This is a genomic window from Peribacillus huizhouensis, from assembly GCF_014138605.1.
GTDB classification, from domain to species: domain Bacteria; phylum Bacillota; class Bacilli; order Bacillales; family DSM-1321; genus Peribacillus; species Peribacillus huizhouensis.
In genome coordinates, this window is the sequence record NZ_JACJHX010000003.1 from 373145 (window position 1) to 387258 (window position 14114).

At 37.8% G+C, this 14114-nt stretch carries 13 protein-coding genes and 1 pseudogene; 11 read left to right on the plus strand and 3 right to left on the minus strand.

Translation table 11 applies throughout. From position 1 onward, the window contains the following. The first annotated feature begins 177 nt into the window (after positions 1–177). The 5 genes from HNP81_RS07445 (at position 178) to HNP81_RS07465 (ending at position 5513) form a co-directional block, all read left to right on the plus strand. Entirely contained in the window at positions 178–1119 is a 942-nt protein-coding gene (locus tag HNP81_RS07445; RefSeq protein WP_182502128.1) for an aldolase, read from the plus strand. A 66-nt stretch (positions 1120–1185) separates the two neighbouring features. Continuing rightward, complete coding sequence (locus HNP81_RS07450) at positions 1186–1392, plus strand: paeninodin family lasso peptide (protein WP_182502129.1); 207 nt, start codon at positions 1186–1188, stop codon at positions 1390–1392. A gap of 423 nt (positions 1393–1815) precedes the next feature. Continuing rightward, a complete protein-coding gene (locus tag HNP81_RS07455) occupies positions 1816–3621 on the plus strand; it encodes an ABC transporter ATP-binding protein (protein ID WP_182502130.1) in 1806 nt (601 codons plus the stop codon). A 167-nt stretch (positions 3622–3788) separates the two neighbouring features. Continuing rightward, on the plus strand, positions 3789–4076 hold the full coding sequence (locus HNP81_RS07460) for a cation:proton antiporter domain-containing protein (protein WP_182502131.1): 288 nt from the start codon (positions 3789–3791) through the stop codon (positions 4074–4076). 591 nt (positions 4077–4667) lie between these two features. Further along, entirely contained in the window at positions 4668–5513 is an 846-nt protein-coding gene (locus HNP81_RS07465) for a YtnP family quorum-quenching lactonase (protein ID WP_182502132.1), read from the plus strand. A gap of 135 nt (positions 5514–5648) precedes the next feature. Here HNP81_RS07465 and HNP81_RS07470 read toward each other — a convergent pair whose 3' ends face one another. Further along, positions 5649–5963 carry a peptidase M4 gene (locus HNP81_RS07470; RefSeq protein WP_028392288.1) on the minus strand — a complete coding sequence of 105 codons (315 nt, stop codon included), beginning with the start codon at positions 5961–5963 and terminating at the stop codon, positions 5649–5651. A 226-nt stretch (positions 5964–6189) separates the two neighbouring features. Between HNP81_RS07470 and HNP81_RS07475 the strand changes: the two genes are divergently transcribed. The 3 genes from HNP81_RS07475 (at position 6190) to HNP81_RS07485 (ending at position 8884) form a co-directional block, all read left to right on the plus strand. Beyond that, entirely contained in the window at positions 6190–7263 is a 1074-nt protein-coding gene (locus tag HNP81_RS07475; RefSeq protein ID WP_028392287.1) for a M42 family metallopeptidase, read from the plus strand. Positions 7264–7281: 18 nt separating this feature from the next. Then, positions 7282–7806, plus strand: coding sequence for a DUF84 family protein (locus HNP81_RS07480; protein WP_182502133.1), 525 nt, complete (start codon positions 7282–7284; stop codon positions 7804–7806). 616 nt (positions 7807–8422) lie between these two features. Continuing rightward, positions 8423–8884, plus strand: a complete 462-nt coding sequence (locus HNP81_RS07485; RefSeq protein WP_182502134.1) for a hypothetical protein — start codon at positions 8423–8425, stop codon at positions 8882–8884. 316 nt (positions 8885–9200) lie between these two features. Here the strand turns inward: HNP81_RS07485 and HNP81_RS24230 are convergent, their stop codons facing one another. After that, on the minus strand, positions 9201–9350 hold the full coding sequence (locus HNP81_RS24230; protein WP_220478520.1) for an ATP-binding protein: 150 nt from the start codon (positions 9348–9350) through the stop codon (positions 9201–9203). 7 nt (positions 9351–9357) lie between these two features. Here HNP81_RS24230 and HNP81_RS07495 point away from each other — a divergent pair. Beyond that, positions 9358–9794: pseudogene (locus HNP81_RS07495) on the plus strand (DUF84 family protein). Positions 9795–10312: 518 nt separating this feature from the next. On the opposite strand, the gene HNP81_RS07500 reads toward HNP81_RS07495, so the two are convergent. Next, positions 10313–12364, minus strand: coding sequence for a methyl-accepting chemotaxis protein (locus tag HNP81_RS07500; protein WP_182502135.1), 2052 nt, complete (start codon positions 12362–12364; stop codon positions 10313–10315). 371 nt (positions 12365–12735) lie between these two features. On the opposite strand from HNP81_RS07500, the gene HNP81_RS07505 reads away from it, so the two are divergent. Then, positions 12736–13047, plus strand: a complete 312-nt coding sequence (locus tag HNP81_RS07505; RefSeq protein WP_028392283.1) for a thioredoxin family protein — start codon at positions 12736–12738, stop codon at positions 13045–13047. Between the two features lie 165 nt (positions 13048–13212). Then, a complete protein-coding gene (locus HNP81_RS07510) occupies positions 13213–14013 on the plus strand; it encodes a DUF1444 domain-containing protein (RefSeq protein ID WP_028392282.1) in 801 nt (266 codons plus the stop codon). Positions 14014–14114 lie beyond the last annotated feature (101 nt).

Here is a 14114-nt window from a genome sequence, read left to right on the forward strand (position 1 = left end):
GAATGTTCTTTAAAAAGAATTTATTGTATTTTATAATGAAAAGGGAGCTGATTTCTAAGTCTTAATTACTATTTTGACCTTGATATATAGTAATTTGTTACTACGGAAAATGATGATTTGTTCTTTTTTAATAGATTATAAAAATCGGTCAAGCAATCCATAATGGGGGAGTTGGGAATGATAAACACTGCTCATACATTTGTTTACAAAGCATTTGGCTATACAATATCCAGTGAAATTCCTTTGCCGGAATTACCTACGATAAAGCTTGAGGATTATTTATCTGATATTACTGTAAAAAGACTAGATTTGATTAACTTGTGGTCTGAACTTTCAAGTGAGAATGATTATTTTGTAATAAATGAGAATCAAATCGTGTTTCAGATTCCTGAAATTGCAATATTTTTAATTCGAAATGGAAATGAAATTTGTTTTTCTCCATTTGTAGATATACATGATAAACATCTTCGATTATATATACTTGGAACTTGCATGGGGGCCATTCTAATGCAACGGAAAATCCTTCCGCTACATGGTAGTGCAATTGCCATAAATGGAAAAGCGTATGCTATTGTAGGAGAATCAGGTGCAGGAAAATCAACTTTGGCTTCTGCTTTTTTACAGAAAGGATTTCAACTTCTTAGTGATGATGTGATTCCAGTCACATTTTCATCAGATGATACTCCTATTGTCACACCAGCCTATCCCCAGCAAAAATTATGGATTGAAAGTTTGAATCAGTTTGAAATGAATGCAGATGATTTTCAGTCTATTGTTGAAAGAGAAACCAAGTTTGCAGTTCCAGTTTTCAGTCAATTTGCCAGTGAATCCTTACCCCTTGGCGGCATTTTTGAACTGATTATATCAGAAGATGAGAGAATAGAACTTCTTCCTATAAAAAAAATGGAACGCTTCCTAACTGTGTATCAACATACCTATCGAAACTTTTTTATTGAGGATTCAGGATTAATGGATTGGCATTTTAATACTTCAGCTAAATTTGTAAATAAAATCAATCTTTACCAATTGAGTCGGCCACAATCTCGTTTTACCGCTCATGAATTAGCAGATTGCATTTTAACGACAATTGAAAAGGAGGTGAGTTATTTAAAAAATTAAGAAAGGTAAGTAGATTTTAATGTAAAGATTATGTTTAAAAAAAATCACTTTATGAGGTGGAATTTTATGAAAAAACAATGGAGACAACCTGAGTTAGAGGTACTTGATGTTAGTATGACGATGAGTAATGGTAAAGGTCATAACAATGGTAACGGTAATGGAAATAATGGTAATGCTCCTGGTCATGGCTACGATGCGGGTCCTGGTATGGGTCCTGGCAATGGTAATGGATACGGTCATAATGGTGGTAATAAGCCGATTCTTGGTAGTTGAAAGAGAAGAAGGGCACTTTTATAGGAAGGGCAGTATAGGGGCTTTCAGTAATTGTTAGAGAAAAGGTACATTAATCATGTATGAATTGAAGTATGTAGTCAAGATAGAGGGCGAAGTTTTATCAGTATTTTCTGGTACTTCTACATGCAGGAGGCTAATCAGGACACTAAAATGACCATGATAAACAACAAGACAATTAGTCTGTCATGTTTGAAGAATCATGTATATCATCAACTATCACTCAGTGGGGGTGAAGAAAACCCTCGCTGAGTCGATTTTCACTTTACACGTTGGAACATTGAGTGGGACTTATGTAAAGTCGAGATTGTTTTTCTGACAGATGAACTACTTCATATACTGAGAATTCAATTATTGCATCTGAATCTCATGGTAAGAAAGTAAAAGCAATGTTGGAGTGATTCAATGAAAAATAAAATAGTAACATTAGTTAGCCCTTATTTTGCATGGAGTGATTTTCAAAAAACATTCACCTTACTAAAACCTTTTGTTCTTCAGTATAAGAAAGCCTATTTTGTTTTGTCTTTTATTTTATTTATACAAATTTTCTTCACGTTGGCGTTTGCATGGTTTTTTGGGAATCTTACTGATGCCGCTATTTCTAGTAATCTTGATCGAATCAAAGCTTTAGTACCTATTGGTGTAGGCCTTATTTTATTAAATATTATTACTACTTATATTTATATTATTTATGAAACGATCGCGATTAATGGTATTAAAAAAGATTTGAAATCCTATTTATTTAGCCATATTTTACGATTGCCCGCAGGTAAATTAGCTACTCTTGAATCTGGTAATTTATTATCGCACTTTAACAATGATATTCATAGTATTGATGGGGTCATTGGGAGTAGCTTAATTGAATTAATTAGGCTTCCCATCATCTATATTGCTGTCTTTATCTACTTATATCAAATTAATCCGATAATATGTTTTGTTAGTTTGATTGTCGCTCCTTTGGCGATCGGTTTTGGTGTTTTTTTTGGATTATTACTGCGCAGAAATAATCGGAGGATTTATACTTTATTTGGAAAGATTAATACGATTCTTAATGAATCGTTTTCTGGACTCACTGTGATCCGTTCCTTTACATTGGAAAAGCTTACATTTAATAAACTCTTAAAGAAGAATGATGAACTGTATCGTTTGGAAATTGCCAATTCTAAATTAAGGGCTTGGTTTTTTACAGCCGGGGAATTATTATGTTCCTTTTACTTTTTATTTAGTCTTTGTTTAGGTGCTTATTTTGTATTTACAGGAGAAATGACAGTAGGATCGCTCTTAATCTATGTAAATCTTGTGAATTATTTAGTAAATCCGTTAACTGGTTTAGCTGCTATGTGGGCAAGCTTTCAACGCTCGGCGACCGCAGTTGAAAGACTCTCCACCGTACTAGATCTTGAGCCTGAATCTTATGGATTACCTTCTTACAACAAGGCTATAAATACTGTTTCATCTATTCGTTTTCAAAATGTAACATTTGGTTATGAGTACAATCAAATCATTTTTGATAGATTTCAGTTAGAGATTCCAGTTGAAAAAGTTGTGGCCCTTGTTGGACCAAGTGGAGCAGGGAAAAGTACGCTATTCAATTTGCTCCAAGGCTTCCATAAACCAAGTGAAGGCGATGTTTTCATTAATAATAGATCTACTGCTGATTATTCTCTTGAAGAATTAAGAAGTGCCGTTGCCTATGTACCACAAGAGACTTTTTTGTTCAGTGGGACGATACGAGAAAATTTGCAGATTGCTCGTCCCAATGTTACGGAAATGGAGATAACACAAGCCTGCAGCCAAGCTTTTTTACATGATTATATTATGTCTCTTCCCGAAGGATACGACACGAAGATAGGAGAAAGAGGCATTCGCTTATCGGGTGGGCAGAAGCAGCGTCTAGCCATTGCTCGAGCAGTTTTGAAAAACGCACCGATTCTATTATTGGACGAAGCGACCTCAGCTCTTGATAGTGAAACAGAGCTTTATGTACAAAAAGCCTTACAGGAGCTAATGAAAAATCGAACGACCATTATTATTGCGCATCGATTATCCACGATTCAAAATGCTGATGTAATTATTGCCATTGAAAATGGAAAAATCGTTCAGATGGGCAGTCATGAAGAACTTTTACAAAACAAAGGTTTATATGAAAAATTGTATAATATTCAGTATGGTCGTGAGAAAAGAAAACCCTTTAGGGCTGTCGCAGAATAGGACATACTAAGAATGAAATGCGATCATAGGAGACACTTTATTTGCAAAAAAACTTCTTTTTCAAAATAATTTAATAGACATAAATTATTTTGAATATAAAGCAACAAATTGGAGGAGCCTGTCACTGACAGGCTTTTTTTGCGCTTTTTTAGAAGGGGGGTAAGAATTTGGAACTATTTTTACAGCTATTCTTTATTATTATTATCGCAACAAAAATCGCCGGAGTGATTTCAGTGCGGTTTGGTCAGCCATCTGTATTAGGGAAATTAATCATTGGTGTGATTATTGGTCCAGCAGTATTTGGATGGATACCAGAAACAGATGTTATAAAAGCTCTTAGTCATATCGGGGTTTTGTTGTTAATGTTTATAGCGAGCCATGAGATGAATCGGCTTCAGATAGGGCGTGGCTTATGCCACGTTAACGCTCCGACATTTGCTCAGCCAAACATGTAAAAAAAGTATGAATATCATGCTCTTATTTCCCTTAAACCTTTTAACATATGTTACCATTAGCATGAGATGGTAGATTGGGCAGACGTTAAGGATGGTAGGGGATAGGGGATATCTGTACTTCATTCAGAACTCTATTGCATGCGTCAAATATCGCTATAAAGTATGAATGGGTGATAGAGATGTAAGATGAAAAGAGATGTTGTATCAAATAGAAACAGATCATGGTTTTACCATTTCAGAAATCGAAACCGATTGCTACCCTATTCATCTTCTTATCGACTGCGCTCCACAACATTCCATTCCAACTATGGTCCATACATGAAAAGGTGTCTCCGCTGAACATGCGTTTCAAGCCATTGAGAAAGTCATGTATGGGAACGGTAAGAAAGTTCATTTTTGTTCAATGGGTTCATTCTATTCGTTAGAAGAAAAGACAAACAAGGCTAGTTTTCGTTACTTCTCCGAAAACAAACGCATGGAATGGTTAGGGCTGATCCTGCCTGTCATGATGAAAGATCGAGATGAATACGCACATCTTGCGCTTCAAGATAAAAATAGACTGGCGACAGTTTCAAAAATGGGGGGATATCTATGGAAACATTACAAATTGGAGATTTTAAGCTGACCTGGTTGAATGGTGGTGTTACTTATATGGATGGCGGCGCCATGTTTGGTGTTGTTCCTAAACCACTCTGGTCAAAAAAATATCCAGTAAATGATATCAATCAAATTGAATTACGGACCGATCCCATTCTTATTGAAGCTAATGGATTAAAGCTTCTGATTGATTCAGGAGTGGGAAATAATCGATTCTCAGAAAAACAAATCCGAAACTATGGTGTAAAAGAAGAATCAAAAGTGGTTGAAGATTTAGCAAAGTTGGGCCTAAAGACATCTGATATTGATTATGTGTTAATGACGCATTTACATTTTGATCATGTTAGCGGGCTTACTAAGCATATCGGAGAAGAATATGCACCTGTTTTTGAAAATGCATCGATCATAACATCTGATATTGAATGGGAAGAAATGAAAAATCCAAACATTCGTTCAAGAAATACATATTGGCGGGAAAATTGGGAGGCTATAGCTCATTTAATTCAACCTTTCAGTACCGCTTTGCAAATAACAAAAGGAATTAAGATGATTCATACAGGCGGTCATAGCGCTGGCCATTCGGTTATCATGATCGAAAGCGGCGATGATATGCTCATTCATATGGCTGATATTATGCCAACGCATGCGCATAATAATGTATTATGGGTGCTTGCTTATGATGATTACCCAATGAACTCCATCGATCAAAAACAAAAGTGGATGAAAAAAGGACTAGAAAAAAAAGCTTGGTACAGCTTTTATCATGATGCCTACTACCGAGCTGTAAAATGGGATGAGACGGGTAAAGAAATTGTAGCAGAAGTAAAACGAGTCCGATAATGGACGAACGTATATCTCATAAGGGACAGACCCTGCAATAATAACACGATAAATTGAAACTTAAATCAGTGGGGAGCTCTTCTCCCCCACTGATTGTTAGTCCCTTTCTACTGTCGGTATGAGACCTGACCCTTGTTATTTTTGCGGTATTAAATCAATGATTGTACCTGAAGCTGCATCTGCAACAAATTCGAATTGTTCTTGGGTATCGTTGATTCTCCTCGTAATGCCACCTTTATACACTTCATAATCGAGGTCGTATTTTTGATACGTTTCAGGCTTCATTAAAATCCAAGAACCGTAAATTTTTCCATCCTTCTTAATGGATGCTTTCACAACATCTAATATTTTTTCAGGAGAAGGTGGTCCTGATTGTTCCAATACTTGTTTCGTTGCATAGCCTGCAGCAAAACCGGCAGTAACTCCTAGTATTAATGTTTTCCAATTCATTCTCTGATCCCCTCCGTTTTCACACGTGTAAATCTACCTCTTAGTATACAAAAGATTGTCATCACTTCCCAATAATTAGTTACCGATATAATCTTCTATGGTGTATGTATTCATACTATGCAAATTATTTTATTCTGAGGGCAAAATAATCTGTAAGTGGCAACAAACATCAATTTTCTGTAAAATAGAGGGGTACATAATATAGTCAGATTCGAGGTAGAAAAAAATGGATCAAGAAACTTTAGCGTTATTTAGAACGTTGACTGAGTTGCCAGGCACTTCAGGTAATGAACATGCTGTCAGAAAATTTATGAAATCTGAGCTTGAAAAATATTCAGATGAAATTGTTCAGGATCGACTTGGCAGTATTTTTGGTCTGAAAAAAGGACCAGTAGATGGACCAACTGTACTAGTTGCTGGTCATATGGATGAAGTAGGTTTCATGGTCACGTCAATTACGGATAATGGAATGATCCGTTTTCAGCCACTTGGCGGCTGGTGGAGCCAAGTACTACTTGCGCAACGTGTGCAAATCATTACCGATAATGGTCCAGTTATAGGGGTAATTGGCTCGATTCCACCTCATTTACTTGAGGAGTCTCAACGCTCAAAACCAATGGATATTAAAAATATGCTGATTGATATCGGTGCCGACGATAAAGAAGATGCGATGAAAATCGGCATTATCCCAGGTCAACAAATTGTCCCAATTTGTCCATTTACACCGATGGCAAATGAAAAGAAAATTCTTGCAAAATCATGGGATAACCGCTACGGATGCGGTCTAGCCATCGAACTTTTGAAAGACGTACAAGGGGAGACGTTACCAAATAATCTATATTCAGGAGCAACGGTTCAAGAAGAAGTGGGTCTTCGCGGTGCACAGACTTCTGCATTTATGATTAAACCAGATATTTTCTTCGCATTGGATGCGAGTCCAGCAAATGATATGTCCGGTAATAAATCTGAATTTGGACAGTTAGGAAAAGGAGCACTATTAAGAATCCTTGACCGTACGATGGTAACGCATAAAGGGATGCGTGAATTTATTTTAGATACAGCAGAAACCCATTCCATTCCTTATCAATATTTCGTATCACAAGGTGGTACAGACGCAGGACGTGTGCATCAAGCGAATGAAGGAATACCAAGTGGAGTAATTGGCATCTGCTCAAGATATATCCACACAGCGGCTTCTATGATCCATATAGACGATTATGCAGCAGCACGTGAGCTAATTGGGAAATTAGTGCGTGCTTGTGATAAAACGACGCTTGAAAGTATTCTAAATAACGGGTAAAGGTGATTGAGAGGTACGATGTTACGAATTGTAGTCGGGAGTCATAACCCGGCAAAAGTGCAAGCAGTCAAGAATGTATTTAAAGGAGAACGTGTTGAAATCATATCCTTAAACGTTGCTTCTGGTGTACAAGATCAGCCTTTTTCTGATGAGGAAACGATTGAAGGCGCGATAAATCGGGCTCGAAATGGGTTAACCGAAAGCGATGCACAAATTGGAATAGGTCTTGAAGGTGGAGTGGTCGAAACAAAACACGGACTGTTTCTCTGTAATTGGGGAGCTTTAGCAGTGCGGGAATCATCAGATGTGTTCATTGCAGGCGGTGCGAGAATATTGCTGCCAGATACAGTTGCCAATAGACTGCTTGCTGGAGAAGAGCTTGGGCCGGTTATGGATGAATTTACAAATCGTGCTGGAATTCGAAAAAAAGAAGGCGCGATTGGCGTATTTACAAACGAACGAATCACCCGAGCAGATATGTTCAGCCATATTATGAACATGTTAGTTGGGCAGTATGAATATAAAATCGGGCAACAGCGATAAAGTGAAACTTCCATCAGTGAGGGGCCTCATTCCCCACTGATGGTTAGTCCCGTTCTACTGTCGCTAAGATCTTTGCTTTCGCTTCGATCAATCGACAGTACGAACCCGATTCAACGAACTCAGACTAAGTACGCCGCGTCCTGCGGCCACGTCTGAGTGACCCACATCCTGTGGGCCTCAACTAAACCTCTGCTCACGCATCGGTAAGTTTCACTGTATCTCACCAATCGGGCTTTTAGGGGCAGTTAGTCCTCCACCTACATTCTTTGTACCTCATAAGCTTGAGGTGGGGGTCTTACTGCCCGTTAATGCGGGATAATTTTAGTAAAGTTCTTTCTTCGGAATGGAGGAAGAGCTTTTTTATGCGTCGAAATCGAAAAATATGCATCAAAGTAATCTTTCGATGAGCGATTGAGCTTGCCCTTATGCCCCGTTAATCACAAGAGCCCAAGGAGATGAGAGGGACTAGGTACTGCCTTGTCCTTTTGTCGAAGCATAAGTGAAAAACCTATATTTTTGAATTTATTAGCTCTAGTCCTATACACTTTAGCTTCCACCTGCATTATATAACAGGAGAGACACAGTATAGTGTCAGCATGAAAGGAAGATGAGAGAAATGACTTTTGTTTCAAGGTCAGATTATAACGAAAATTATCGAGGGAAAGACGATTGCAAAGATCGTGAAAGAAAAGACGATAAGAACAATCAATGTTTTATTGCTACTCAAATTTCGAATCCAAATATTTCTGTCCCAGCGGGTGCAGAAAAATTGGTTTATGAGAATTTTACAAAAAATCACAATAAAGCAACGATGAATTTGCAATCTTCTGAACCAATTGGCGGTGGTGATGCTCATACATTAATAGTAACGATTACAACAAGAAGAAAAAAAGGTTGTGACAAACAGATTGTAAGAGTTATTGATCCCCAAGATGTAGTATCATTTACAGTTGAGAATTTAAAACGAGTTGTTGTCACTGGAGGCGCTGCTCCTGGAAGGCTTACCGCAAATATTACATTAACCATGTGTATCTGCTGTAATGAAAATGAAGATGACAAGCATGATTGTTGCTACTGAGCATTCACAGATTAGGTCAGTGATAATTTGAATGATATACTGGAATAACCCATTTTGTATTTGTCAATTCAACATTCCCACACTTAATCATTTAAAACTCCTAATATTCAAATATTTACATTTGTTTAGTGGGCTGACCATAAATAAATAGGAGTATTCCCAATTGATCTTCTAATTCTCTTTTTCCTCGCGTGATTTTCAATCTGTTCTTTAAGATGTCTAATTCCTTTCTCGACAGCTATCCCTTTCCATCAATAGGCTCCTATTTTTGAAAAATTCGTAGAGTTCTTTCAGCGACGCTTTTTTTATTGATTGATTAACAATGAAACAGTAACCACACCTTATATCCCTCTTTATAGGCCTTCATCCCGAGGCCTATGGCCATGTGGCTTTTACCGGTATCAGGGTTTCCTGCTAAGATGATGTTTCTGCTTGGCTGAAATACTCCTACTTTTAAATAAAACAAGGTTGCTATTGTAGTCGGAAGTCATAACCCAGCAAAGGTGCAAGCAGTACAGCATGCATTTAAAGGGGAACATGCTGAAATCTGTCTCTTTAAACGTTGCACCTGGTGTACAAGAACAGCCTTTTTCTGATGAAGAAACGATTGAAGGTACGATGAATCGGGCTCGAAATGATTTAACTGAAAGTGATACACAAATTGGAATAGGACTTGAAGGTGGAATGGTCGAAATAAAACATGGGTTGTTCCTCTATAATTGGGGTGCTCTTGCAGTCCGGTAATCATCAGATGTGTTCATTGTTGGCGGTGCGAGAATATTGCGTGCCGGAAAAAAAGGAAGGCGCGATTGTATTTACATATGAACGCATCACCCGAGCAGACATGTTCAGCCATATTATGAACATGTTAGTTGGGCAGAATGAATATAAAATTGGACAACGACGATAAAGTGAAACTTCCATCAGTGGGGGGCCTCATTTCCCCTGATGGTTAGTCCCGTTCTACTGTCGCTAAGATCTTTGCTTTCGCTTCGATCAATCGACAGTACGAACCCGATTCAACGAACTCAGACTAAGTACGCCGCGTCCTGCGGCCACGTCTGAGTGACCCACATCCTGTGGGCCTCAACTAAACCTCTGCTCACGCATCGGTAAGTTTCACTGTATCTCACCAATCAGGCTTTTAGGGGCATAGTCCTCTACCTCCATTCTTTGTACCTCATAAGCTTGAGGTGGGGGTCTTACTGCCCGTTAATGCGGGATAATTTTAGTAAAGTTTTTTCTTGGAATGGAGGAAGAGCTTTTTTTGCGTCAAATTCTAAAATATGCTTCAAAGTAATATTACGAAGAGCTATCGAGCCTGCTCAAAAAGAAAAAAGGGTCTGACCTCACAGTCTATTCACGATAAATAATGTAAGGTCAGACTTGCAATGTTAAGCCTATCTCTTCTATGTCCAGTACGTTTTTCTATCGCTTGAGGAACTTAAGTTTTTTAGTTCGTCTTGCTTTCTTTTTCTTATCAGAAGGTATGCCGTTGGCTTCTTCCTCAAGATTAAATTGTGAAACGACTGTTTGTAAATCAGCTGCGATACGGCTTAGTTCTGATGCTGCTTCACTAACTTGAGTAATCGCCATTAATTGGCCTTCACTTGATGCACTTACTTCTTGTGAAGCGGCGGTAGCTTGCTCTGATACTTGATACACATCTCCCATTTTTTGAACGAGGATCGTATTTGCGCTTTGGACATCACGTATGGAATATTGGATTGTACTAATTTTCAAGCTGATTCGTTCTACATGTTGAACGATATTTTCAAATGCGCTTTTTGTATAGTCCACAGAATTACTTTGAATCGTTTTATATTCATTGAATTTCTTCGATTCAATCATTAGTGCTTTCATTTGTTCATTCATTGTATGGATGACGTTTTGAATGCTTTGGGCTTCATGCTTAGATCGTTCCGCAAGCTTTCGTACTTCGTTTGCCACGACATTAAATCCTCTGCCTGCATCCCCGGCTCGGGCAGATTCGATGGCAGCATTTAAGGCAAGAAGATTAGTGTTCTCAGCAATTTCTTGGATTGTTCCAACGATACCTGATATTGCAAGTGATTTTTCAGATGCACTTTGAATTTGCATCGTCAAGTGTGAAGCCAAATCTAGGAATTGTTCAGATGTTTCCTGGAGGCTTGCGACAGTATTCAGTCCTTCATGCCCTTCATACTCCGTTTGTTTAGCCTCAATAACAATTTCCTCACTGATCAATTCTGTTTCTGAGATAGACTTCGTAACCTTTTGCAAAATATCATTGCTCTCCTCAAGCTCTAAAGATTGCAATGTCGCTCCTGATGCAACTTGTTTAATCGCTGCATTTACTTGATTGGATTGAGCTGAAGTTTCTTCAGAAATAGCGGCTAGATTTTGTGAAGAAGAGTTCAACTGATCAGCTGAATTTCTAACTTCGAGTAAAGTTTGTTTAACTTTTTCAGCCATTTTATTGAAAGTTGAAGCTAAACTCATCATTTCATCTTTTCGTGTGATGGGTACTTGGTAAGCCAGATTCCCGTTGCCGATTTTATCTGCTCCGTCTTCTAAAGCAAATATAGAATTCCGTATCGATGCCATTAAAAAATAGCCTGTGGTCGAAAGAATGACTACAATAATAATACTGATTACGACAAGAGAAATAGTTATCCACTTAATCTTTTCTTCATTTGCTCGGTTTAATTTAGTTTCGTGATCATGTACAATGGCTTCTAAATCAGAAGCGGAGTCTTCAACTGTGCGGGCTGTTGTATCAAAGGCCATCGTCATTGTTGCTGTATCCAGATAGGTTTTCACGATCGATCTCATTGGATCTCTATAATTATTTAGTTGAACAATTAGGGCCTCTTTTTGCAACGGAGAAATGGATAAACTAGCAATTGTATTTTCCAAGTCATTCATCTGTGAAGAATATTCTGTATTAGCACTGGTTTCTTTTGTTGCTAAATATTGTCTTTCGAATAGACGAGTAATGGAAAATTGGTTGAAAAGTTCTTGGTGATTCGATTGCAAAAGCAACTCAGCCACTTTTACCCCGCTACTTTCAAGCTCTGCTTGAAGGCCTTCTGTGTTGGAGTAGCCTATTTTTTCATATAGCTGGACGATTTGCTTAAAGCTATTTTTGTAATCTTTAACATAATCCTCAATCTTTTCGAATTGCTGAACGATGTCAGGATATGAGCGGTATTCTGCTTTTAATGATGCAGATGTATCGATAATCTTACCGGCACGTTCGAATACAAACCTTGCATTGGATGCTTTAGGATTTTTCAAATATTGTCTCTCGAATTTTCGTATATCCGCCATTTGATATTTAAGATCCTTACTATCATGGATAGCTTGATTGAGAATTATCTGCTCTTCTCGAACGTTATTTTGCATGCCCATTGCGACCATGTTAAATACTATTAACAAAAGAACGCTAACTAATGATATGAAAATAATAAGTCCGATCTTTGCTTTAATTGTCTTCATGAACTTCCTCTCTTTCTAAAACATTAGGTACAAAGTATGTACTATGCTATTTCAATATAAGAAATATTTACTATATTATAGAATTTTTAGTAGTTGATAACAATAGAAAGTTGTTTAAGACGGAAGACTGGTAACAAGGAAACCTCGAAGGAGTGGGTCTATAGACTTTGTTTATCGTCGGTTTGTATTTCTTCTCATATTAACTGAAAGCAAATTTGCGTATTGTTGGTTTATCGTGAAGTAGTTTGGTATCATCAAAATAAGAGATGAGAGCTAAAGTGAAACTTCCCCCAGTGGAGTGTAGTTCACCACTTGGGATCTTACTGCCCGTTAATGCGGGTTAAATTTAGTGAATAAATGGAGGGAATAAAATGAAGAACTTAGAATCTATGGAGCAATTTACAACGTTAAAAAATGAAGGGAAACATATTTTTTTGTTTTCAGCAGACTGGTGTGGAGATTGTCGAGTAATTGAACCTGTTTTACCAGGTATTGAAGCTGCGTATCCAGATTATACTTTCGTACATATAGACCGTGATAAATTTATTGATCTATGTGTTGAAAACGATGTTTTTGGTATTCCAAGCTTTATTGCGTATGACAATGGAAAAGAGTTAGGGCGTTTTGTTAGTAAAGACCGTAAAACCGAGCAAGAAATTAAAGATTTTATTGAATCGTTATAATGTTTAAACACGTTAGATGCGCTTAATCACAATGGTGGCGGTGCGAAGCCGGAATTCGAAATATTTTTCAATAATTTAGGTATATTTGATATAAAGATTGACTATATAATCAAGTTGCGAAGCCCCGCCCCATGTCCTTAAAGGAGTGAAGTTTTCTGGATGAAAATGGATAGTAAGCAGATCATGAAACTTATGAAAGAGCGGCTAGGGTCGGAAAACCGCAGCTATGCTTTCGATCATAAGACAGATGTTCTTCGAATTGAAAACACGGTAACTGGAAAAGGAATTTCGGTCGAGTTGCCGAAAATCGTGGCAAATTGGGAAATTTCAAAAGAAAAAGCCATTGATGAAGTAGTATATTACGTTGAGGAAGCCTTGCTGGTCATGGGAGAAGATCATACGTTGACAGGGAAGGAAAAAAGCATCTTTCCAGTCATTCGCTCCACCTCATTTCCAAAAGAAGCGACTGTTGGAAATCCGTTTTTATTTGATGAACATACAGCAGAAACTCGGATTCTGTATGCTCTGGACTTAGGAAATACATACCGACTTATCGACCGGCAGATGTTAGAGAAAGAGGGGTGGGAACCTGAGCGAATTCGGCAAATTGCCAAGTTTAACGTCCGATCGCTCAAAACCCCTTTGAAATCTGATACCGTTGCAGGCAATACATTCTATTTCTTGAATACGAATGACGGCTACGACGCAAGCCGTATCCTTAACGACACGTGGTTAAAAGAAATGAAGAAAACAATGAAAGGTGAAATGGCCATTAGCATTCCGCATCAGGATGTCATCATTATCGCCGATGTTGAAAATGATACGGGCTATGATGTACTTGCACAAATGGCAATGAGCTTTTTTGCAAGCGGCCATGTCCCGATTACCGCTCTTTCCTTTTTATACGAAAATGATGAATTAGAGCCAATCTTCATACTAGGTAAAAATAAAAAGAGAAGCGAATAATCAAGCAAAATCTAATAAAATGCACATTCTGACAGTGAGACATCACTGGTCGGGATGTGCTTCTTTTTTATCCCAGTTTAACAGGCAGTAATATCCCTTGA